At 74.5% G+C, this 21,325-nt stretch carries 18 protein-coding genes; 8 read left to right on the top strand and 10 right to left on the bottom strand.

The window, feature by feature from the left end; translation table 11 throughout:
* Positions 1 to 2: 2 nt before the first annotated feature.
* The 6 genes from D7147_RS15750 to D7147_RS15775 all read right to left on the bottom strand — a co-directional run bounded on the left by D7147_RS15750 (position 3) and on the right by D7147_RS15775 (position 5,363).
* On the bottom strand, positions 3 to 815 hold the full coding sequence (locus D7147_RS15750) for an alpha/beta hydrolase (protein WP_120678275.1): 813 nt from the start codon (positions 813 to 815) through the stop codon (positions 3 to 5).
* 118 nt (positions 816 to 933) lie between these two features.
* Positions 934 to 2,334 carry a flavin-containing monooxygenase gene (locus tag D7147_RS15755; RefSeq protein ID WP_120678277.1) on the bottom strand — a complete coding sequence of 467 codons (1,401 nt, stop codon included), beginning with the start codon at positions 2,332 to 2,334 and terminating at the stop codon, positions 934 to 936.
* A gap of 145 nt (positions 2,335 to 2,479) precedes the next feature.
* Entirely contained in the window at positions 2,480 to 3,187 is a 708-nt protein-coding gene (locus D7147_RS15760; protein ID WP_120678279.1) for an endonuclease/exonuclease/phosphatase family protein, read from the bottom strand.
* A gap of 14 nt (positions 3,188 to 3,201) precedes the next feature.
* Positions 3,202 to 4,149 carry an ROK family glucokinase gene (locus tag D7147_RS15765; RefSeq protein ID WP_120678281.1) on the bottom strand — a complete coding sequence of 316 codons (948 nt, stop codon included), beginning with the start codon at positions 4,147 to 4,149 and terminating at the stop codon, positions 3,202 to 3,204.
* Positions 4,150 to 4,219: 70 nt separating this feature from the next.
* Positions 4,220 to 4,867, bottom strand: a complete 648-nt coding sequence (locus D7147_RS15770) for a hypothetical protein (protein ID WP_120678913.1) — start codon at positions 4,865 to 4,867, stop codon at positions 4,220 to 4,222.
* Between the two features lie 40 nt (positions 4,868 to 4,907).
* The gene (locus D7147_RS15775) at positions 4,908 to 5,363 is read right to left on the bottom strand and encodes an SRPBCC family protein (protein WP_120678282.1); all 456 of its coding nucleotides are present in this window, start codon (positions 5,361 to 5,363) and stop codon (positions 4,908 to 4,910) included.
* A gap of 169 nt (positions 5,364 to 5,532) precedes the next feature.
* Here D7147_RS15775 and D7147_RS15780 point away from each other — a divergent pair, with 169 nt between their 5' ends.
* From D7147_RS15780 to D7147_RS15810, 7 genes are all read left to right on the top strand, one after another.
* Positions 5,533 to 7,341 carry an AMP-dependent synthetase/ligase gene (locus D7147_RS15780; RefSeq protein WP_120678284.1) on the top strand — a complete coding sequence of 603 codons (1,809 nt, stop codon included), beginning with the start codon at positions 5,533 to 5,535 and terminating at the stop codon, positions 7,339 to 7,341.
* Between the two features lie 14 nt (positions 7,342 to 7,355).
* Positions 7,356 to 9,041 (top strand): GAF domain-containing sensor histidine kinase, encoded by a 1,686-nt coding sequence (locus tag D7147_RS15785; RefSeq protein ID WP_120678286.1) that lies wholly within the window; start codon positions 7,356 to 7,358, stop codon positions 9,039 to 9,041.
* 7 nt (positions 9,042 to 9,048) lie between these two features.
* A complete protein-coding gene (locus D7147_RS15790; protein WP_007072219.1) occupies positions 9,049 to 9,717 on the top strand; it encodes a response regulator transcription factor in 669 nt (222 codons plus the stop codon).
* Between the two features lie 217 nt (positions 9,718 to 9,934).
* The gene (locus D7147_RS15795; protein ID WP_120678288.1) at positions 9,935 to 10,744 is read left to right on the top strand and encodes an SAM-dependent methyltransferase; all 810 of its coding nucleotides are present in this window, start codon (positions 9,935 to 9,937) and stop codon (positions 10,742 to 10,744) included.
* Entirely contained in the window at positions 10,737 to 12,497 is a 1,761-nt protein-coding gene (locus tag D7147_RS15800) for a putative bifunctional diguanylate cyclase/phosphodiesterase (RefSeq protein ID WP_120678291.1), read from the top strand. The genes D7147_RS15795 and D7147_RS15800 overlap by 8 nt, the downstream gene beginning before the upstream one ends.
* A gap of 43 nt (positions 12,498 to 12,540) precedes the next feature.
* Positions 12,541 to 13,140 carry a TetR/AcrR family transcriptional regulator gene (locus tag D7147_RS15805; RefSeq protein ID WP_120678293.1) on the top strand — a complete coding sequence of 200 codons (600 nt, stop codon included), beginning with the start codon at positions 12,541 to 12,543 and terminating at the stop codon, positions 13,138 to 13,140.
* Positions 13,141 to 13,151: 11 nt separating this feature from the next.
* Positions 13,152 to 13,823 (top strand): lysophospholipid acyltransferase family protein, encoded by a 672-nt coding sequence (locus D7147_RS15810; RefSeq protein WP_120678295.1) that lies wholly within the window; start codon positions 13,152 to 13,154, stop codon positions 13,821 to 13,823.
* 265 nt (positions 13,824 to 14,088) lie between these two features.
* Here D7147_RS15810 and D7147_RS15815 read toward each other — a convergent pair whose 3' ends face one another.
* The 4 genes from D7147_RS15815 to D7147_RS15830 all read right to left on the bottom strand — a co-directional run bounded on the left by D7147_RS15815 (position 14,089) and on the right by D7147_RS15830 (position 19,414).
* Positions 14,089 to 15,213 carry a glycosyltransferase family 4 protein gene (locus D7147_RS15815; RefSeq protein WP_120678297.1) on the bottom strand — a complete coding sequence of 375 codons (1,125 nt, stop codon included), beginning with the start codon at positions 15,211 to 15,213 and terminating at the stop codon, positions 14,089 to 14,091.
* Positions 15,210 to 16,469: a M48 family metallopeptidase gene (locus D7147_RS15820; protein ID WP_120678299.1), complete on the bottom strand. Its 1,260-nt coding sequence runs from the start codon at positions 16,467 to 16,469 to the stop codon at positions 15,210 to 15,212. Before D7147_RS15820 ends, D7147_RS15815 begins: the two co-directional genes overlap by 4 nt.
* Before the next feature lie 848 nt (positions 16,470 to 17,317).
* Positions 17,318 to 17,539 carry a hypothetical protein gene (locus D7147_RS15825; RefSeq protein ID WP_120678301.1) on the bottom strand — a complete coding sequence of 74 codons (222 nt, stop codon included), beginning with the start codon at positions 17,537 to 17,539 and terminating at the stop codon, positions 17,318 to 17,320.
* A 282-nt stretch (positions 17,540 to 17,821) separates the two neighbouring features.
* Positions 17,822 to 19,414, bottom strand: coding sequence for an NYN domain-containing protein (locus D7147_RS15830; RefSeq protein ID WP_120678303.1), 1,593 nt, complete (start codon positions 19,412 to 19,414; stop codon positions 17,822 to 17,824).
* A 127-nt stretch (positions 19,415 to 19,541) separates the two neighbouring features.
* Here D7147_RS15830 and D7147_RS15835 point away from each other — a divergent pair, with 127 nt between their 5' ends.
* Positions 19,542 to 21,293: a DEDD exonuclease domain-containing protein gene (locus tag D7147_RS15835; RefSeq protein ID WP_120678305.1), complete on the top strand. Its 1,752-nt coding sequence runs from the start codon at positions 19,542 to 19,544 to the stop codon at positions 21,291 to 21,293.
* The last annotated feature ends 32 nt before the right edge of the window (positions 21,294 to 21,325 follow it).

The following is a 21,325-nucleotide window of genomic DNA, read 5'->3' on the forward strand; positions in this document are numbered from 1 at the left end:
GGTCAGTGCGCCGCCGGCTCCTTCTCGAGCCAGTCCAGCAGCGCGTCGATCGGCTCCCGCCACCGGGCGTCGAGCATCAGGTCGTGCCCCATCCCGGGGAAGAGCAGCGGCGCCGAACCGTAGCGGCGGGCCACCCGGCTGAGCGCGGCGGCCGGCACCACCCGGTCGTCGGGGCTGCCCAGCACCAGCACCGGCGGGTCGCCCACCGGCGGCTCCAGCTCCGGGCGGGTCAGCAGCTGCCACTGGGCCCGCCGGCTCGCCCGGCCCAGCGTCGAGACGTACCGCCGGGCCTCCGAGTCGGGCAGCTCACGGCTGAACAGCTGCGCGCGGCTCAGCCGCAACCGCCCGCCGAACGCGGCGGGCAGCGTACCCGCCGGGTTGCGCCGGAGCGCGGTGCCGAGCGTCCCCCAACCGCCGAAGACCGGCGAGACCAGCACCGCCGCCCGGGCCGGGTAGCGGGCCAGCGCGTGCGCCACCACGAGTGCCCCGGCGCCGTGTCCCACCAGCACCGCCTGGCGCGGCAGGCCCGCGGCCACCTGGACCACGTCGTGGACGTACGCCCGCAGCGACGCCTTCGGCGCGGCCTCGCTGCCGCCGTGGCCACGCAGGCTCACCGCGTGCGCGGGGAACCCGCGGGACACCGCATGCCCCAGCCAGTGCTCGGCGAACGCCCACGCCCCGTGCCCGAAGCCCGGTACGAAGAGCAGCGGCGAGCGCCCCTCCTCCAGCTCCGGGGTGTTGCTGAGCACCTCACGCCGGACCGGCCGGACCGGCCGCGCCCACTCCGACCCCCGGATGACCCGGACACTGCTCACGGAATCAGCCCTTCGCTCGTGACTGCCCGGCCCGCGGGCCCACTCTGCTCACTCGCGCTGCCGCCCCGCTCCGGGCGACGGCACGCGGCCTCGACGACGGTTCGCCCGCGGCGCGCGCTCACTTCCCCTCCAGGGAGTCGAGGGCACGCTGCACGGCGCGCAGATAGTCGACGTGCCCGACCTCGAACCAGTGCCGGGTGCTCTCCTTCACCGGTCCTGAGTAGCGCTCCCCCGCCCGGGCCTGGGCGGTCGCGGCGAACGCCGCCGCCCGGTCCGGGCGGGTACGGCGTGCCTGCAGCAGCCGGGCGAAGAGCACGGCCTGCCAGTGCGCCAGCGGGAACAGGCCCGAGTCCGGCTGGAGCAGGCCGACCACGGCCAGCGTGGGATGTCCCGGCGCGAACGCGTTGAGCCAGAGGTTGGGGCGGCCGGTCCCGGAGTCGTCGCCGAGCACCTTCGGATCGAGGAAGTCGAAGCGCGGCAGATAGCCGGTGGCGAAGACGACCAGCTCCGGTTCGATCTGCCGGCCGTCGGTGAGCTGCACCCCGTACGGGTTGAAGCCGGCGACCTCCGGCACGGGCGTGATCGCCCCGTGCCCCACGTGGTAGACGAGCTGGCTGTTCGCGATCGGATGGGTCTCGTAGACCCGGTGGTCCGGCGCCGGCAGCCCGAACCGGGTCAGGTCGCCGACGGTGAGGCGCAGCGTCGAGTGGTAGAGCCACTGCCGCATCCGCAGCGGTACCCGCAGCGCGAGCAAGGTGTCATTGACCTGGTCGGCGGGGCGCCCGAGGACGTACTTCGGGGCGTACCAGTAGCCGCGCCGGGTGGAGTGCCAGCAGTGCGACGCCTGCTGCGCGGCCTCGACGGCGATGTCGCAGCCGGTGTTGCCGGCACCGACCACCAGGACCCGCTTGCCCCGCAGCTGGGCCGGGTCCTTGTACGAGGACGCGTGCATGACCTCGCCGCGGAACTCCTCCAGCCCCGGGTAGCCGGGGAGCTTCGGCGACCAGTTGTGCCCGTTGGCGACCACCACTGCCGCGTAGCGGGAGGTGCGTTCCGGGCCGTATCCGCCGGTGCTGCGGGTGGTGACGTCCCAGCCGTCTCCCTCGACGGGCTCGACCCGGATCACCTCGGTGCCGAACCAGATGTGCGAGCGCAGGTCGAAGTGGTCGGCGTACCGCTCGAAGTAGGCCAGCAGCTGGCTGTGGTGCGGGTAGTCCGGCCAGGAGTCCGGCATCGGGAAGTCGGGGAACTGGGTGAACGGCCGGGACGAGATCAGGTGGGTGCTGGCGTAGACCGGGCTGCGGTCGTGGCGCCAGTTCCACGCGCCGCCGACGCCGGTCTCCCGCTCGTAGCAGTCGACACCGAAGCCGTGTTCCTTGAGGTTCTTCATCGCTGCCAGGCCACTGGCCCCGGCGCCGATGACGCAGACCGTGTCGCCCCGGTCGGAGACCGGGCGGCCGTCGCGGCTCAGGGCGAGCGTGGTCGCCTCGGGATCGGGCCGGTCGGTGGAGGTGGTCACCGGAACATCTCCTTTTGTGCGGCACGGGTGCCGGTCGCCGCGAAATCCTCCCCACATCGGAGCCGGTTGTCCAGCCCTGGCGGGTACCGGGTTGCGGGCGCGGCCGAGTGCCGGCACGGAGGCGGCCGGCGCGACCCGGGTGCGCTCAGCCGGCTACCGGCAGCAACAGGTCGACCAGGACCGGGAAGTGGTCGCTGGCCCGGCGGGTCTGCGGGGTGTCCACCACGTCGTAGTCGACCACGGTGATCCGCGGGTCGACGAAGAGCGCGTCGATCCGCGACCGGGGGTCGGCGCAGGAGTAGGTGAGCCGCTCGGCCCGGTCGGCGGCGACCGCCGCGTCGGTCAGCCCGTGGGCGACGGTGGACCAGGCCGGCCCGTCCGGTCCCTCGTTGAGGTCCGCGCCGACCACCAGGGGCGTGGTCGCGGCCCCCAGCTCCCGTTTGAGGACGGCGGCCTGCGCGGGACGCTCGGCCGGGTCGGTGGAGAGGTGCGAGCCGGCCAGGGTGAACCGGGCGCCGCCGGCGACCACGCAGTCGGCGTACGCGGCGCCGCGCAGGTGCCGCCCGGGGGTGAGCGGGAACCGCTGGCACCGGGTGGCGAGCACCCGGACCCGCAGGCTGGTCAGCAGCAGGTTGCCCAGCGCGGGCAGCCCGCCGCCCGCGACCACCAGGTTGACCGACTCGGCGAGCGCGGCCGACTTGCGCCGCCAGCGGAACCGCCGTGGGCCCTCCTGCACGATCACCACGTCCGGGGCGGCGTCGCGGATCACCGCGACCAGCGCGGCCCGGTCGTCTCGCTGACCGTGGATGTTGTACGACAGCACACGCAGCGGCACCCCGGAGCTTCCCGTCACGGCGACCCGCCCGCCTACATCCGCCGGGCCAGGTCGGCGGCGCCGATGACGCCCGCGCGGTTGCCCAGCTCGGCCGGGCGGATCTCGGCGACCGGAAGCCGGCTGCGCTGGGCGAGCGAGTCGATGTAGGAGCGCCGGGTCGGCCCCATCAGCAGGTCACCGGCGTCGATCACGCCACCGCCGACGACGAGCACCTGCGGGTCCAGGATCTGGGCCATGTCCGCGAGGCTGGTGCCGAGCCAGCGGCCGACCTGGGCGAACGCCTCGGTCGAGACCGGGTCGCCGCCCTTGGCCGCCGCGGTGACCATCGGCCCGGTGATCGCCTCGGCCTCACCCCCGGCCAGCTCCAGCAGCGCCGCGGCCCGCTGCGGCTCCTGCCGGGCGGCGGCGCGGGCGAAGCGGACCAGCGCGCTGCCGCTGGCGTACTGCTCGATGCAGCCGAGCCGTCCGCAGCCGCACTGGTGGCCGTCCGGGACGGTCAGCATGTGGCCCAGCTCGGCGGCGATGCCGTGCGCGCCGCGGACCAGCTCGCCGCCGAGCACGATGCCGCCGCCCACACCGGTGCCGATGGTGAACATGACCATGGAGTCGTCGGCGTGCCGGGCGGCGCCGTGGCGGAACTCGGCCCAGGCGGCCACGTTCCCGTCGTTCTCGACGACCACCGGCAGGCCGCTCTTCTTACTGACGTAGTCGCGCAGCGGCTCGTCACGCCAGGCGAGGTTCGGGGCGAAGAGCACGGTGGAGCGGGTGGCGTCGATCCAGCCCGCCGCGCCGACGCCGACCGCCTCGATCGACCGGTCGGCGGCCAGCTCGCTGACCAGGTCCGTGATGACGTCCCGGGTCTTGGCGACGTCCTCGGCGGGAGTGTCCCGTCGGGCGTGCACGAGCACCTTGCCGGTCTCGTCCACGACACCGCCGGCGACCTTCGTGCCACCGACGTCGATCCCGATGGTCAGCGTCACCGCTGCCACTCCCCTCTGCTGTGCTGCCCCGCCCGTGCCGGCCCTGCCGGCAAGTGCGGGATGTCCCTGGTCAGGCGCCGTCGCCTGGTGCGTCCGCGCCCACGTCGCCGGGGGCACGCGACGCGGGCACCACGGGTCGGTCGGCCGGCGCCCGGTCGGCCGTCGCCGCAGCCGGCCCGGCGTCGTCGACGGGCGGCACGGGAACGGCCGGGGCGGTCGTGTCGTCCGCCCGGGTCGCGGAGGACCACACGTCCTCCTCCGACGCCGGCTGAGAATCATGCCCGCTACGGGTGGCCTCGCGCCAGACGAGGTCGTTGTCTGACGCGCCACCTCCCGCCTCGGCGGAAGGGTACGCGGGCCGCGGCGGCGGGTTCGCGGAGGCGAAGGCGCGCATAAGACTGGCCACACCGGCCGCCAGATCGCCCGCACCGGTGGCGAGTCGCTCGGCGAATTCGGGACTCGGATCACGAAGAGCGGCCATACCGCGACATACCGGGCAGATGCAGCACTCGGCGGTTCCGGTGGCGAAACCGCCGGATTCCGGGTGCGACTCCTCGGTGGACCGGCCGCTGTGACCGAGGACACTGGCCACGATCCCGCCGAGCGGGCCCCAGGCCCCTGCTGTGGGGTTCGCGGCGGCCAGCCGCGCGGTCGCCAGGAGCGTGGCGACGAGTCGCTCCGCCTCCTCCCGGGCCGAGCCCGGATCCGTTGCCACCATGGTCGACTCCTCTACCGTGGCGGCCGGGCCGCCGGACGCGTCACTGCGCCGCACCGGGTGCTTCTACCCGGCGCTTGAGCTGCTTCAACGCGGTATCCATGATCATTTTCTCGGCCTTGCGACGGAACATACCGAGCATCCCGACCGAAAGCTCCACCTCGAGCGTGTAGGTCACCGTGGTCGTGCCGCCCGGCTCGCCGACCAGGTCGTACGAACCCCGCTGCGACCGCTGCATCTTCGACGGCGCCACGAGGTGCCACTCGATGCGGCTCAGATCCTCGGCGTAGGCGTAGGCGAGCACGTACTCGTCGGCCAGCACGCCCGCGTCGATGACGAACCGGACCTGGCTGGCGTAGCCGTCCTCGTACTCCTCGACCACCTCCACCCGCCGCATCGCCTCGCTCCATTCCGGGTAGCGCGCGAAGTCGCAGATGACCGCCGCCACCTGCTCCGGTGGCGCGTCGATGACGATCGACTGGGTGGAGGTGTCCGCCATGGGGGGAGGCTACCCGGCGCGGCGTGACGCCCGGCCGTCCCGCCCCCACGCCACGCCACACCCCGGGGCGGCAACCTACCGGGAGCGCCCGGACGGACGGACAGGTAGGTTTCGACAGAGCCGGCCCGTGGGCGCGGCCGATCGACCAGTGCGAGCACGAGGAGTGTAGGTGCGCGAGTTCTCGGTACCACCGATCGTCACCGTCGGCGACTCCGCCAACCTCACCGACCCCGTCTGGGAGAACGCCGAAGCCGCGCCCGACACCGTGCAGTTCGTCCGCCCCACCGGCGCCAGCGAGGGTCCGGCCTGGGCCGACGTCACCTGCCTGCAGTTCCGTGACGAGGTGGCGGCCGTGGCCCGGGGCCTCGTCGCGGCCGGCGTACGGGCCGGTGACCGGGTCGGGCTGATGAGCCACACCCGCTACGAGTGGACCCTGATCGACTACGCCATCTGGGCCGTGGGCGGGGTCTCCGTGCCGATCTACGAGACCTCCAGCGGCGAGCAGGCCGCCTGGATCCTCGCCGACTCCGGCGCGGTGGCCTGCGTGGTCGAGACCAACGCCCACGCCACCCTGCTGGCCGGCGTACGCGACCAGCTTCCCGACCTCGGGAAGGTCTGGCAGATCGACCTCGGCGCGGTGGACGAACTCGTCGCCGCGGGCGCGTCGGTCGACCCGGCGGAGGTCGACAGGCGTCGCGCGGCGCTGCGCAGCGCCGACCTGGCCACGATCATCTACACCAGCGGCACCACCGGCCGCCCCAAGGGCTGCGTCATCACGCACCGGAACATGTACGCCGACATCGCCAACGCGGTGCCGGTGCTGCCGAACCTGTTCAACCCGGGCGCCAGCACCCTGCTCTTCCTTCCGCTGGCGCACGCCTTCGCCCGGCTCATCCAGGTCGGCGTGGTGTACGCCCGCGCCACCATGCGGCACTGCGCCGACCCGAGGAACCTGGTCGCGGAGTTGCAGGAGTTCCGCCCGACCTTCGTGCTCTCCGTCCCCCGCGTCTTCGAGAAGGTCTACAACGCCGCCAAGCAGAAGGCCGAGGCCGACGGCAAGGGCGGCATCTTCGCCCGCGCCGAGCAGGTCGCCGTCGCGTACAGCGAGGCGCTGGAGTCCCCCGGCGGGCCGGGCTTCGGCCTGCGGGCCCAGCACGCGCTCTTCGACCGGCTGGTCTACCGCAAGCTGCGCGCCGCGCTCGGCGGCCGGTGCCGGGACGCGATCTCCGGCGGCGCCCCGCTCGGCGCGCGCCTCGGCCACTTCTTCCGCGGCATCGGGGTGCCCGTGTTCGAGGGGTACGGGTTGACCGAGACCGCCCCGGCCGCCGCCGTCAACCTGCCCTCGGCGACCCGCGTCGGCACGGTCGGCCGGCCGCTGCCCGGCGTGACCATCCGCATCGAGGACGACGGCGAGATCCTCATCGCCGGCGAGCTGGTCTTCGACGGGTACTGGCGAAACGAGGACGCGACCGCCGAGGTGCTCACGAAGGACGGGTGGTTCCGCACGGGCGACCTGGGCCAGCTCGACAACGACGGCTACCTCAGCATCACCGGCCGGAAGAAGGAGATCATCGTGACGGCCGGCGGCAAGAACGTCGCCCCGGCCGTGCTGGAGGACCAGGTCCGGGCCCACCCCCTGGTCAGCCAGTGCCTGGTCCTCGGCGACCAGAAGCCGTTCATCGCGGCGCTCGTCACCCTCGACGAGGAGGCGCTGCCTCGGTGGCTGGAGTCGGTCGGGCTGCCCGCCGACACGCCCGCGGCCGAGCTGCGCCAGCACGAGGGGCTGCGCGCCGAGATCCAGAAGGCCGTGGACCTGGCCAACGCGGCCGTCTCCCGGGCCGAGGCGATCAAGGTGTTCCGGATCCTCCCCCGGGACTTCACCGAGGCGACCGGTGAACTGACCCCGTCGCTGAAGGTCAAGCGCCAGGTCGTGCACAAGACGTACGCGGCGGAGATCGCCGAGATCTACCAAGGCTGACTACCATCCGTCACGTGCCCGCCTCGACAACCGCCCGACCTCACCCCCTCGCCGCCGCCGCGCGCCTGGTGATGCTGGCGCTGGTCGCCGTCCTGACCCTCTTCGCCACCCGCGAGCTGGCCCAGCTCTGGTGGATCGCGCTGCTCGCCGTGGCCGGGCTGCCCGCCCTGCTCGCCCCGCAGCACCGGATCATCGCCCCGCTCAGCCGGGTGGCGGAGGTGGTGGTGCTGGGGCTGGCGGCGAGCCATGTGGCGGCGGTGGCCCTGGTCGGCGGGTCGATCCACGGCCTGGGCGCGTCCGCGGTGCTGCCGTACCTGGCGGTGCCGGTGACCGTCACCGCGCTGCGCCGCCGGTTCCGCGAGGGCGCCGGCCTGCTCGCGGTGGCCGCCGTCGCCCTGCTGGTCAGCGGCGCGCTCACCGAGGTCGACGGGGCCCGGCAGATCACCCAGCCGGGCTACCTGGCCGTCTGCGCGCAGTGGCTGATCCTCGCGGTGCTCGGGCTCTACGCCGCCCGCACCCTGCACCGCGTGATGCAGGCGCGCGGCGAGGGCAAGCCGCAGCCGTACGCCGAGGCGACCCGCCTGCTCACCCAGCTGCGTACGGTCGCCCGGCAGCTGCCCGGCGCGACCCTCGACCCCGGCGGCATCTCCGAGCACCTGCTGGAGGAGCTGCGCAACGTGGCGCCGAGCAACCGGGCCGCCGTGCTCTCCGCCAGCGGCGGTGGCCGGCTCGTGGTGCTCGCCCAGGTGGGCGTCGACCGGGTCGACTGGGAGACGACGCTCGACGCGGACTCGGCGATCGCCGACGCCTGGGCCAGCCAGCAGCCGCAGACCGCGGCCCGGTCGCAGGCCCGGTCGCACCCGGGCGGCGACGTCTCGGCGCTGATCGTGCCGCTGGTCGCCGGAGTCCGCACCGTCGGCCTGGTGGTGCTGGAGGCCGACGCCGGGCACGCCTACCCATCGCCGGTGGTGTCGCGGGTGACCGCCCTGACCGGCCCGGCCGCGCTGCGGCTGGAGGCGGCGCTGCTCTTCGACGAGGTCCGCTCGCTGGCCACCAACGAGGAGCGGCAGCGCCTGGCCCGGGAGATCCACGACGGGGTCGCCCAGGAGCTGGTGATGGTCGGATACGGCATCGACAACGCCCTGGCCACCGTGCACGACGACACCGAGGAGACCGCCGAGGCGCTGCGCACGCTGCGCGCCGAGGTGACCCGGGTGATCACGGAGCTGCGGCTGAGCCTCTTCGAGCTGCGCAGCGAGGTGGACCGGCACGGCGGGCTGGCCGCCGCGATCGCCGAGTACGCCCGCACCGTCGGCGCGTCCGCCGGCCTGCGGGTGCACCTGTCGCTGGACGAGTCGACCGCCCGGCTCCCCGCCGCCACGGAGGCGGAGCTGCTCCGCATCGCACAGGAGGCGGTGACGAACGCCCGCAAGCACGCCGGCGCGTCCAACCTCTGGGTCACCTGCGAGGTCGACCCGCCGTACGCGCAGATCGAAGTGTCGGATGACGGTCAGGGGATCGCTGACCAGCGGCCCGACGGGCGGTACGGTCTTGCGATCATGGCCGAGAGGGCGGAACGTATCCGGGGCCGGTTGGAGATTCGACCCCGGCGACCGAGCGGCACGACCGTGGCGGTGGTTCTCGGCACCTCGCCCCGGCGCGATAACGTGCGCGGTAGCGCAGCAGCAGAAGGGGAGTAACCCGAGGATGACCACAAGCCCGACACCGGCCACCCGTACCAAGGTCCTCCTGGTCGACGATCATGACCTGATTCGGAAGGGCCTGCGGCACGCCTTCGAGCGGGACCGGCAGTTCGAGGTCGTCGGTGAGGCCGCCACCGCGGCGGAAGGGGTCCGCCAGGCCGGGGCTCTGCAGCCGGACGTGGTGATCATGGATCTCCGGCTGCCCGACGGCAGCGGCCTCGAGGCCACCCGGGCACTTCGCAAGTCCAGCGCCTCGATGGGCATCGTGGTGCTGACCATGTACGCCGGCGACGACCAGCTCTTCGGCGCCCTGGAGGCCGGCGCGAGCGCCTTCGTGCCGAAGACCGCGCCCGCCGACGAGGTCGTGGCCGCCGCCCGGCACGCCGCCTCCTCCCCCAGCGCGTTCACCGCGGCCGACCTGGCCGAGGCGATGAAGCGCCGGCTGGCGCCGTCCGGGCCGCAGCTCTCCCCCCGTGAGGGCCAGGTCCTGCGGCTGCTCGCCGACGGCATGAGCGTGGCGGGCATCGCCAAGCAGCTCTTCGTCAGCGAGTCCACCGCGAAGACCCACATCTCGAAGCTCTACGAGAAGCTGGGCGCGGCCAACCGGGCGCAGGCGCTGATGACCGCGCTGCGGCTGGGCCTGCTCGAGGCTCCGGACGCCCCCAAGTTCTGACCGCTTCGCCGCCCTCCGGCGGCACGGCGTAGGGCGGGTCTCTCGCGGACGCGCCCCGGATCCGCGTCGGCCGCGACGGCCGGCGCGGATCTCGCGTATCGACCGGCGTCGGCTGCCGAAGTGGTGGCCGACTATGGTCACCCGGGCACTCGGAGGGGCAGAATACCCGCGGTGCGGCGGGCAACGACGCCCGTGCGCCGAGGGCGAGGGGTGGAGCATGCAGCGGCCGGACTGGGCACCCGAGACGATCGACATCGAACGCCCGAGCGTGGCCCGCATGTACGACTACTACCTCGGCGGCTCGCACAACTTCGCCGCCGACCGGGCCGCCGCCCAGGCGATGGTGGCCGCGGTGCCGGAGGCGCCGCTCATGGCCCAGGCCAACCGGGCGTTCCTCCGCCGGGCGGTGCAGTTCCTCACCGAGGCCGGCGTCCGCCAGTTCCTGGACATCGGCTCGGGCATCCCGACCGTGGGCAACGTGCACGAGATCGCCCGCCGCACGGCACCGGGCTCCCGCGTCGTCTACGTCGACGTCGACCCGGTGGCGGTGGCGCACAGCCGGGAGATCCTCGCCGGCGACGACCACTCCGTCGTGGTCCAGGAGGACCTGCGCCACCCGGAGCGGATCCTCGCCCACCCGGACGTACGCGGGCTGCTCGACCTCGACGAGCCCGTCGCCGTGCTGGTCGTCGCGGTGCTGCACTTCATCTCCGACGACGACCGGCCGGCGGAGATCCTCGGCAACCTGCGGGACGCGCTCGCGCCCGGCAGCCACCTGGTGATCTCGCAGGCCAGCGACGAGGGGCGCGACGTCGAGGAGCGGGGTGAGGCGCAGCGTGTCTACCGGCGTACCGACAACCCGCTCTGGATCCGCAGCCGGGCCGAGCTGACCGCCTTCTTCGACGGCTTCGAACTGGTCGAGCCGGGCGTGGTGTGGGTGCCGCAGTGGCGTCCGGAGGCGCCGGAGAACGCCGAGGACGCGGAGCGGGCCGTCTTCCTGGGCGGCGTCGGGCGACTCGGTGGCTGAGTCGGCGGCGCTGCGTTCACCCTCGCGTCCCGGGACGTTCGCCCGAGCCTGGGCCAAGGCGGTCGGCGGCACCAGTTTCCTGCCGCTCACCCATGCGCAGCTGGAGGCGCTGCTGCAACGCCTCGCCGACCAGCTGGCCGCCGCGCTGCTGGCCGAGCCCTTCGACCTGCGCCCCGGTCACCGGGTGGGCGCCGAACTGGTCGCCAACCACATCGCCTCCGCGGAAGGGCTGGGCCGCACCGTCGAGGTCGTCCAGCTCCGGCTGCTCCGCGACCTGGGCCTGGTGGGCGACGACGTCGAGGACCGGATGGCTCGGCTGCTCGCCGCGGTGGCCACCGGTTACGCCCGGGCGTTGCGCGACCGCACCCTCGACGAGCAGGAGTCGATCCGGCGGGCCGTGATGATGGCTCGCACCCAGGCGGAGCGCGCGTTGCGGGAGAGCGAGGCCCGGTTCCGCCGCCAGGCCACCCACGACTCGCTCACCGAGCTGCCCAACCGGGCGCTCTTCACCGAGCGGCTCACCGACGCGCTCAACGAGCCCGGCCGGGGGGCGCAGCGGATCGGGCTGTGCTTCGTCGACCTCGACCGGTTCAAAGTGGTGAACGACTCGCTCGGCCACCAGGTCGGTGACCGGCTGCTCATCACGGTCGCCGACCGGCTGCGCCGGGCCCTCGACGGGCACCTGGTGGCCCGGCTCGGCGGGGACGAGTTCGTCATCCTGGTGGAGCGGACCGGCGGCACCGACGACGTCGTCGCGGTGGCCGAGGCGGCGCTCGCGGCGGTGCGTGAACCGGCCTTGGTGGACGGTCACGAGCTGGTGGTGACGGCGAGCATCGGCATCGCGGAACGGCAGGTGGCCGGCACCACCCCGAGCGACCTGATGCGCGCCGCCGACAGCACCCTGCACTGGGCCAAGGCGGCCGGCGGCGCCCGATGGGAGATCTTCGACGCCGAACGCAACCGGCGGGAACTGGCCCGCTACGCGCTCTCCGCGGCCATTCCCCCCGCGCTGGAGCGAGGTGAGTTCTACCTCGACTACCAGCCGCTGACGTCGCTGCGCGACGGCAGCCTGCTCGGGGTGGAGGCGCTGGTGCGCTGGCGTCACCCGGAGCTCGGCGTGCTACGACCGGGCAGCTTCATCGGGTTGGCGGAGGAGACGGGCCTCATCGTGCCGCTCGGCGGCTGGGTGCTGGCCGAGGCGTGCCGGGAGGCGGAGGGCTGGTCGGCGCGGGGCGGCCGGACGCCGTTCGTCAGCGTCAACCTTGCCGTACGTCAGGTGCACCGGCCGGGCCTGGTGCAGGAGGTGCACGGGCTGCTGGAGCGGACCGGGTTGCCGCCGGACCGGCTCCAGTTGGAGATCACCGAGAGCACCATGATGAGCACCACCGAGGAGCCGGTACGGGCCCTGCGCGGCCTCGCCGACCTGGGCGTACGGATCGCCATCGACGACTTCGGCACCGGCTACAGCAACCTCGCGTACCTGCGGGACCTGCCGGTGACGGAGCTGAAGGTGGCCGGCGAGTTCGTGGCCGGCCTGCGCGCGCCGGCGGCGGATCCGGGCAGCCGCACCGACGAGCGGATCCTCGCCTCACTCGTGTCGCTGGCGCACGCGCTCGGTCTCACGGTGACCGCCGAGGGGGTGGAGACCGCCGGCCAGGCCGAACGGCTGCGGGCGATCGGCTGCGACGCCGGCCAGGGGTGGCACTTCGGCCGCCCGGCACCCGCCGACCGGATCCTGGAGCGCGTCGGCTGAGCAGGCGTAGACAATGTCTACGCCCACCTGGTAGACACTGTCTATGCAGGACTCGGAGCCGGACATCCGCACTCGGCTGATCACCGCCGGGGTGGAGCTGGTGCACAGCGAAGGGCACGCGGCGGTCTCCCTGCGGGACATCGCCCGCCGGGCCGGTGTCTCGCACGGCGCACCGAGGCGCCACTTCCCCACCCATCTCGACCTGCTCTCGGCGATCGCCCGGCAGGGGTACGCCGACCTCGGCGTCCGGATCGCCGCGGTCGTACGCGACGCCGGACCCGACCCGCGCGAGCGGCTCCTCGCCCTCGGCCGGGCCTACCTCGACTACGCCGCCGCGCAGCGGGGGATGTTCGAGCTGATGTTCCGGCACGACCTGCTCAACAGCGGCCGGCTCGGGCTGCGCGACACCAGCCTGCCACTCTTCACCCTGCTGGCCGACCTCGTCGCGCAGCTACGGCGGCCGACCGACGCTCCGGCCACCGTCCTCGCCGGCGCGCTCTGGGCGAACCTGCACGGCCTCGCGCAGCTCTGGGCCTGGGGAAGCCTGCAACTCGCGACCGGCGCCACCGACGACGACGCCCTGCTCCGGGCCGCGCTCGACGCGCACCTCGGCCCCGCCCGCGCCGGACAACCCCGTACCTGATCGGAGGAGCTGTGCCCCTGCTGTACGACCTCGGCAAGCTGACCGTCGGCACCGCGCTACGGCTCGGCTGGCGCCCACGGGTGGAGGGACTGGCCCACCTGCCCCCACACGGCGGCGCCATCCTCGCCGGCAACCACCTCTCGGTCGCCGACGAGCTCTTCCTGGCCTCGGTCACGCCGCGCCGGATCGCCTTCTGGGCCAAGTCGGAGTACTTCTCCGGCGGGGGTGCGCGCGGCTGGCTCAGCCGTCGCATCGTCAGCGGCATGGGTGCCATCCCCGTCGAGCGCGCCGGCGGCCGGGCCGTCCTCACCGCGTTCGACGCCGCCGTGCCGGTGCTGCGCGCCGGCGGCCTCGTGGCCGTCTACCCGGAGGGCACCCGCTCCCCCGACGGCCGGCTGCACCGCGGCCGCACCGGCGTGGTCCGGCTGGCCCGGGACGCCGAGGTGCCGATCATTCCGGTCGGTGTGCTCGGCACCGCGGAGGTGCTGCCGATCGACGCGCGCCTGCCCCGCCGGCATCCGGTGACGCTGCGGTTCGGTGCGCCGATCCCGGTGGCCGGACGCATCCACGGGCCGCGTGACATCCGGCTCCTCACCGACGAGGTGATGGCGGCGATCCAGCAGCTGACCGGCCAGGAGTACGTGCCCCGGTACGCCCCGAGGCGGGAGTCGCTGGCCGCCTGAACAGCGCGGGCCGCTGGCCGCCTGAACAGCGCGGGCCGCTGGCCGCCTGAACAGCGCGGGCCGCTGGCCGCCTGAGCAGTGCGGGCCGCTGGCCGCCTGAGCAGTGCGGGCCGCTGGCCGCCTGAGCAGTGCGGGCCGCTGGCCGCCTGAGCAGTGCGGGCCGCTGGCCGCCTGAGCAGTGCGGGCCGCTGGCCGCCTGAGCGGCGTGGGCCGGTGGCCGCGTGAGCGGCGCGCCGGGGGGCCGTCGGCGCTGCTGTCCGCCGGGTCAGCCGGCGAGCAGTGCGGCCATCCGCTGCGCCTGGGTCTCCCAGCGCCACTCCCGCTCCACCCAGGCCCGCCCGGCGGCGCCGAACTGGCGCGCCAGGTCCCGGTCGGTGAGCAGCAGCGACACCCGGTCGGCGAGCTGGGCCACGTCCCGGCCGTTCACCACGTAACCGGTCTCCCCCGCACGGACCGCGTCCGGCGCGCCACCGGAGTCCCCGGCGACCACCGGCAGGCCCGCCGCGGACGCCTCCAGGTAGACGATGCCGAGGCCCTCCACGTCCAGCCCCCGATTGCGGGTGCGGCACGGCATCGCGTAGACGTCACCGGCGGCGTAGTGCGCAGGCAACTCGGCGGCGGGCACCGACCCGGTGAAGACCACGTCCCGGTCCACCCCGGTCTGCCGGGCGAGCTTCTCGAGCGCGGCCCGGTAGGGCCCGTCCCCGACCACGAGCAGTGCGGCGTCGGGAACCCGGCGGATGATCTCGGGCATGGCCCGGATGAGCATGTCCTGGCCCTTACGCGGAACGAGCCGGGACACGCAGACCACCACCGGTCGGTCGGAGAGCCCGAGCCGGGCCCGCACCGGCTCGCCGTCCACGTCCGGGTGGTACGTGTCGACGTCCACGCCGGGCGCGAGCCGTTGCAGCTCGGTCAGCCCGTCCAACGCCCGCGCCAACCGCACCCGCGTGTACTCACCGAGGTAGGTGGTCACGTCGACGCCGCGCGCGATGTGCCGCAGCGCGGCGCGCGCGCCGGGCAGCGCGGCCCAGCCGATCTCGTGCCCGTGCGTCTGCGCCACGAACCGGCGGATGCCTGCCCGCCGCCGCAGCCCGCCGGCGAGCAGCCCGAGCGGGGCGGCCGCGCCGAACCACACCGTGTCGCAGTCGTATTCGCGGGCGAGCCGCGCGGCCCGCCGCGCCACCAGCGGGGTGGGCAGCAGCATCCGGGTGCGTTCCCGGATCACCTCGTACGGCTGGTCGGCGTCGAACTTCTCCGCCCCGGGCCAGGTCGACGCGTAGACCACCACGGAGCCGGTCGGCTGGTGCACCGCGAGGTTGTGCACGAAGGACTGGATCCCACCTGGGCGGGGCGGGAAGTCGTTCGTGATCAGCAGCGTCCGGGTCATCTACCGGCCTCTCTGGCGTAGGCGCGGGCGGCTGCCATCCGCTCGACCGTGGACGGGTGGGTCGCGGAGTACAGGTACTCCCAGCGTGGTGGATCGGGGTCGGCCAGGTTGATGGTGGCCAGCCGCCGTTGCATCGACTCGAAGGCGGACGGGTCGCCGGTGAGCGCGAGCGCGTGCGCGTCGGCCCGCGCCTCGACCCGCCGGGAGATCAGCGCCTGGACCGGTGCGGCGACCAGACCGACGACCGTCACCAGCGCCACCAGCAGCGGGAACGCGCGTGGTTCGGCCACCGAGTCGACGCCGGCCAGCCGTAACAGGGGTGCCCACGAGCCGATCAGGTAGAGCGCGACCACCGCCGCCGCGGCGCCGAGCGCGCCGGTCAGCGTACCCACCGTGACGTCCCGGTCCCGGGCGTGTCCCAACTCGTGCGCGACCACGGCGGTCACCTCCGCCGGCGGGGCCTCCCGCAGCAGGGTGTCGTAGACGACCACGCGCCGGGTCGGCCCGATCCCCGAGACGTACGCGTTGACCGCCCGCGTCCGACGTGACGCGTCGGCCACCAGGACGTCGCGCACCGGTACCCCGTCCCGCGCCGCCATCGCCATCAGCTCGGTGCGCAGCGGGCCCTGCTCCATCGGGGTGAACCGGTTGAAGACCGGCTCCACCAGCACGGGCAGCACGAAGGAGAGCAGCACCACCAGCCCCGCCGCGCCGGCCGCCCCGAACGCCCACCACCAGCGCGGCGCGAGCCGGATGACCGCGTAGAAGCCGAGCAGCGCCACCGCGCCGATCACCGCGCTCACCGCGTACGACTTGAGCAGGTCGACCAGCCAGCCGGCCCAGCCGTTGGTGCTCAGCCCGTAGCGGGTGAGTACTGCCTGCCGCCAGGCGGAGAACGGAAGGGTGACCAGGTCGGCGACGAGCACGACGGCGAGACCGCCGAGCACGGCCTGGGCCACCCAGTGCCCGCCGAAGGGGCGCCCGGCCAGCTCGACGAGCCGGCTGCCCAGCGGGGTCAGCCCGAGCGCGAGGGCGATCAGCAGGCCGATCACGAGGCTCGCGTAGCCACCCGGGCGCAGCGCGGCCCGGAACTCACGCGAATGGGTCACCTGGTCCGGCGGAAGGTCACCCAACGCGGCGAGCTGGTCGGCGCGGGGCGCCGGCGGGCGGTTCCAGGGGATCAGCAACGCGGCGGCGACCACCAGCGCGAGAGCGAGCCCGGCCAGCGCCACCAGGGCCCAGCCGCGCGGGCTCATCGCGGCACCCCGCCGCGCGGGCGCCCGTCCCCGCCCCGCGATACCCGCGTCATCCACGCTCCTCTCGCCGTGACCGCCAATCCTAGGGCTCCCCTACCGTGTCGCACCGACGGTGCCCGCCCGCCCGCGCCGAACGGCTGCCGGGACGCGATGAGTGCGCCCCCGTGCCGGCGATGCGCGCCCCGCCCCGCCGCGCCGAAGCGGCCGCCACGCGACGAGGCGGCCGGGTAGCTTCCGGTGATCGCTTCGGCGACCTCCGTACCGTGGCGCGACCACACGCCGGAAGCACCGGCCGACCGCGCTACGCCAGGACGCCCTCCACGGGTCGTAACGGACCAGCGTCGGCGGGTGCGCCTCGGCGTCGGCGTGCGCGGCGCGCAGCGGCCCGGTGTCGAGGTGGTGCCGTGGCAGTTCACCGCCGCGTTGCCCTGCACGTCCTCCAGCGGCACCCCCTCGGCGCGCCGGTAGCGGCCGCCGTGAGGCGAGCGAGCGCGCGGTAGCGCAAGCGCCACGCACGCGACACGCGATTGCGCCCGGAGTGACCACGCGGCGGATTGGGCGAGATCGGCGCGGCGGAGGCCAGCGCGGCGGGCGGCAGGGCCGGAGACGTCGGCGGCGGGAGCCGGCGAGGTCGGCGCTCGGGTCAGGCGATCTGGCGGCGACGCAGCGGCCAGCGTCGGCGAGGTCGGCGACAGGGCCGGCGCGGCGGGAGCCGGCAAGGTCGGCGCTCGCGTCAGGCGATCCGGCGGCGACGCAGCGGCCAGCGTCGGCGAGGTCTGCGTCGGGCGGCAAGGTCGACGGCAGGCCGGCAAGGTCGGCCGGGCGGGCCTGCAAGGCCGGCGCTCGGGTCAGGCGATCCGGCGGCGGCGCAGCGGCCGGGGCCGCGCGGCCGGCGGCCGCGGTGGGGGCAGTACCTCCACCTCGAACCCCGCCCGGACGAAGAGCTCGATGGCCCGGTGCTCGGCCGGGCCGAGGTCGGCCACGGGGGAATGCTCGTCGAACAGTGCGGTCACCAGGCAGCCGGAGCAGCCGGCACCTCGGATGCGGCACCGCTCGCAGTCGATCAGCATCAACGCCTCCTGACGGGCTGCGGCGGCCTGGACGACCGGATCGTCGCCACCCGACCACCGTCGGTCACGCCCACGCTAGGCCCCGGGTACGACAGAACCGGACAACGAGCATCGAACCGGCGCTGATCAACTCGACTTCATTGAAGTCGGGGTATCAACGGCGGGTTATCGCCCGACTTCATGGATGTCGAGTGGATCAACCCGATCCAGGCGGGTCAACCTGAGCCGAACGGGTCACCCGACCCGAGTGGATCAACCCGAGGTCGGTTCGATCGGAGCGGGTCAGGAGCGGGCCAGGCGGCGCAGCAGCGAGTCCGCACCCAGCGGGTACGCGCCGTGCCGGCGTACCCCGTCGGCGACCTCGCGGTCGGAGGAGATCACCACGACCGGCCGGCCGGACGGCTCGGCGCGGACCAGGCGCCGGATCAACTCGTCGGCGGTCTCCCCCTTGCGGGAGAAGAGCACCCGCACGCCGCGCGGGGTGGGCGGCAGTCCGGGGATGCGTTCGGCGCCGTCGAAGACCACTGTGACCTCGTCGCCGGTCTGCGCGGCGATCCCACCCAGCCCGGTGATCAGGCGCTTGCGCTGCTGCTCCAGCGACATCTCGCCGAAGCCCCGCTTGGTGACGTTGTAACCGTCCACCACCAGGTGGGCCCGGGGCAGGGCGAGCAGCTGGTCCAGCCGGGCCGGGTCGTCGGTGTCCCGGGCGCGGGTCGCGGCGCCGGTCGCGACGCCGGGCTGGTCGGCGAACGCGTCGGCCACGAAGTCGGCCGGGAGCGCGTCGACCGGGTCGAGTGCGAGCTCGCGGCGCAACCCGACCGCGGCCTGCCCGATCGTCTCCAGGAGCAGCCAGAGCCGGGCGTCGTCGACCGAGCGGGCCTCCTTGGCGCTGGTCCGGGCCGCCCCGGCGGCGGCTTCGGCCTCGGCCAGTCGGGCCCGGGCCCGACGCAGCTCCGCGTCGGCGTCCGCGCCCGCCCGGGCCGCCCGGCCGCGTTCCGTGGCGAGCAGCTCGGTGGCCCGCCGCTCCCGGGCCTGCGTCTCGCGGAGGGTACGGGCCAGCTGCCGGGCCTCCTCGCGCTGCTGGCCGAGCTCCTCGCGGACCCGGGCCAGCTCGTCGCGGAGCTTCTCCGCCTCGACCCGGGCCACCGCCCGGTCGTGCTCGGCCCGGGTGGCCCGCTGCTCGGCCTCGCGTACCAGCTCGGCGACGACCGCGCTGTCCGCCTCGGCGCGTACCGCCGCGCCGCTCGCCTCGATGAGTTCCCGCCAGCCGGACGGCCGGGCCAGGTAGGCCAGGGCGGCCACCTCGACCGGGTCGGCGGCGGCCGGGGCGGTGCCTTCGACCACCGCGGCGCCGAGATCGCCGGCGTCGGTCAGCACCCGGGCGCTGACCCGCTGCCGGAAGAGCGGGTCGGCGGTGAGCTGGGTGGCGATCGCCGGCGCGCCGAGCCGGGCGCGGCGGTTGGGGGCGAACTTGGCGACCCGGCGCAGCGGCACCGGCACCTCGTCGGCGGGGAGAACGGGCAGCACCGCGGCGGTGAGGGTCACGATCCGCTGGCGTACCGGCTCGGGCAGGACGGGCTCGGGCTCCGGAGCGCCGTCGTCGTCCCCGCCGGCCCCAGCCGGGTCGGCAACAACGCCGGCCGCAGCCAGGTCGGCAGCGCCGCGGGCAGCAGCCAGGTCGGCAACACCGCCGACAGCGTCCGGGTCGGCAACACCGCCGGCAGCGTCCGTGATCGCCTCGACGCCGGCCTCGGTGTCGACAGGGGGCGAGGCCACCTCCGACCCGGCCGACCGGTCGACCTCACCGGTGTCGCGCGCGGCGGCGACCTGCTCCTCCGGCGGGAGGTGGTCGTCGTACGGCTCGGTGAGGGGCATGTGGCAAGTCTCCCACCGCAGCCGGGCCCACCGCCCGGTGAGTGAGCCGATCTCTCATCCTAGCCTGGTGTCGACTGGTGAGGCGGCTGAGACAGGAGTGTCGGACCGGGACGCTAGCGTGCCGCGGATGGCTCAGGCGGAGTACGTCCAGCAGGCGCTGGCCGGCCTCGACCCCACCACGGGGGTCGACCCGGCGCTACCGCTGTACGCGACCACGTTCGTGGTGGTCGACCTGGAGACCACCGGCGGTTCCCCCGACGGGGGCGGAATCACCGAGATCGGCGCGGTCAAGGTGCGCGGCGGCGAGGAGCTGGGCGTGCTCGGCACCCTGGTCAACCCGGGGGAGCCGATCCCGCCGTTCATCACCGTGCTGACCGGCATCACCCAGGCCATGGTGGTGCCGGCGCCGCCGATCGAACAGGTGTTGCCGAGCTTCCTGGAGTTCATCGCCGACGCCGTGCTGGTCGCCCACAACGCGCCGTACGACGTCGGTTTCCTGAAGGCCGCCTGCGCCCGGCACGGCTACCGCTGGCCCAACCCCCGGGTGCTGGACACGGCCGCGCTGGCCCGCCGCGTGCTGACCCGCGACGAGGTGCCCAACCGCAAGCTCGGCACCCTCGCCGCTTACTTCCGGGCCGCCACCCAGCCGAACCACCGCGCCCTGGACGACGCCAGGGCCACCGTCGACGTGTTGCACGCGCTGATCGGCCGCCTCGGCGGGCACCGGGTGGAGACCGTCGGCGACGCGATCGAGTTCGCCAAGGCGGTCACGCCCACCCAGCGCCGTAAGCGGCACCTGGCCGAGGGGTTGCCGAAGGCGCCCGGGGTGTACATCTTCCGCGCCGCCGACGACCGGCCGCTCTACGTCGGCACCTCCGGTGACATCGCCACCCGGGTACGCAGCTACTTCACGGCGGCGGAGAAGCGGGCCCGGATCTCGGAGATGCTCGCCGCCGCCGAACGGGTCGAGGCGGTCGAGTGCGCGCACTCGCTGGAGGCGGAGGTTCGGGAGCTACGGCTGATCGCCGCGCACGCCCCGCCCTACAACCGCCGGTCGAAGTATCCGGAGCGGATGCTCTGGCTCAAGCTCACCGACGAGCACTATCCGCGGCTCTCGGTGGTCCGTGAGATCTCCCCAACCGACCAGGCCTACCTCGGGCCGTTCACCTCCCGGCGGGCCGCCGAGCTGGCCGCCGCCGGCTTCTACGACGCGGTGCCGCTGCGCCAGTGCACCCACCGGCTCTCGCTGCGGACCGTCACCCCGGCCTGCGCGCTGGCCGAGCTCGGCCGCTGTCCGGCGCCCTGCGAGCACCGGATCAGCCCCGAGGCGTACGACGAGCGCGCGGCCGCCCCGTTCCGGGCCGCGACGGCCGACGACCCGCAGGTGGTGGTCGACGCGCTGCTGCACCGGATCGAGACGCTCTCGGCGGACCAGCGTTACGAGGAGGCGGCGGTGGTCCGGAGTCGGCTGACGGCGCTGCTGCGTGCCGCGGTGCGGATGCAGCGGCTGGCCGCGCTCGCCGGCATCGCCGAGCTGGCCGCGGCCCGGCCGGCCGCCCGGGGTGGCTGGGAGCTGGCGCTGGTCCGGCACGGCCGGCTGGCGGGCGCCGGCGTGTCCCCACCGGGCGTCCATCCGCGACCGACGCTGGCCGCCATCCGCGCCACCGCGGAGACCGTCGCGCCGGGTCACGGGCCGGTCCCCCGTGCGACGGCCGAGGAGTCCGAGCGGATCCTGTCCTGGTTGGAGCGGCCGGAGACCCGGCTGGTCGAGATGTCCTCCGGATGGTCGTCCCCGGTGCGTGGCGCGGCACGTTTCCGGGACCTCCTGGTCAAGGCCGAAGCCGCCGCGGCCCACCAACTCTCGACCGAACGCCCATGACCAACTGACCGATCGGACTACGTCGACTCCCT

Origin of the sequence: Micromonospora musae, from assembly GCF_003626545.1 — a bacterium.
Lineage (GTDB): Bacteria > Actinomycetota > Actinomycetes > Mycobacteriales > Micromonosporaceae > Micromonospora > Micromonospora musae.

Excerpts from the sequence above, each read along its gene's own strand:
- D7147_RS15770 (WP_120678913.1), bottom strand. The coding sequence starts at position 4,867 with ATGGTGGCAACGGATCCGGGCTCGGCCCGGGAGGAGGCGGAGCGACTC.
- D7147_RS15775 (WP_120678282.1), bottom strand. The coding sequence starts at position 5,363 with ATGGCGGACACCTCCACCCAGTCGATCGTCATCGACGCGCCACCGGAG.
- D7147_RS15790 (WP_007072219.1), top strand. The coding sequence starts at position 9,049 with ATGACCACAAGCCCGACACCGGCCACCCGTACCAAGGTCCTCCTGGTC.
- D7147_RS15795 (WP_120678288.1), top strand. The coding sequence starts at position 9,935 with ATGCAGCGGCCGGACTGGGCACCCGAGACGATCGACATCGAACGCCCG.
- D7147_RS15805 (WP_120678293.1), top strand. The coding sequence starts at position 12,541 with ATGCAGGACTCGGAGCCGGACATCCGCACTCGGCTGATCACCGCCGGG.
- D7147_RS15815 (WP_120678297.1), bottom strand. The coding sequence starts at position 15,213 with ATGACCCGGACGCTGCTGATCACGAACGACTTCCCGCCCCGCCCAGGT.
- D7147_RS15820 (WP_120678299.1), bottom strand. The coding sequence starts at position 16,469 with ATGAGCCCGCGCGGCTGGGCCCTGGTGGCGCTGGCCGGGCTCGCTCTC.
- D7147_RS15825 (WP_120678301.1), bottom strand. The coding sequence starts at position 17,539 with ATGCTGATCGACTGCGAGCGGTGCCGCATCCGAGGTGCCGGCTGCTCC.
- D7147_RS15830 (WP_120678303.1), bottom strand. The coding sequence starts at position 19,414 with ATGCCCCTCACCGAGCCGTACGACGACCACCTCCCGCCGGAGGAGCAG.
- D7147_RS15835 (WP_120678305.1), top strand. The coding sequence starts at position 19,542 with ATGGCTCAGGCGGAGTACGTCCAGCAGGCGCTGGCCGGCCTCGACCCC.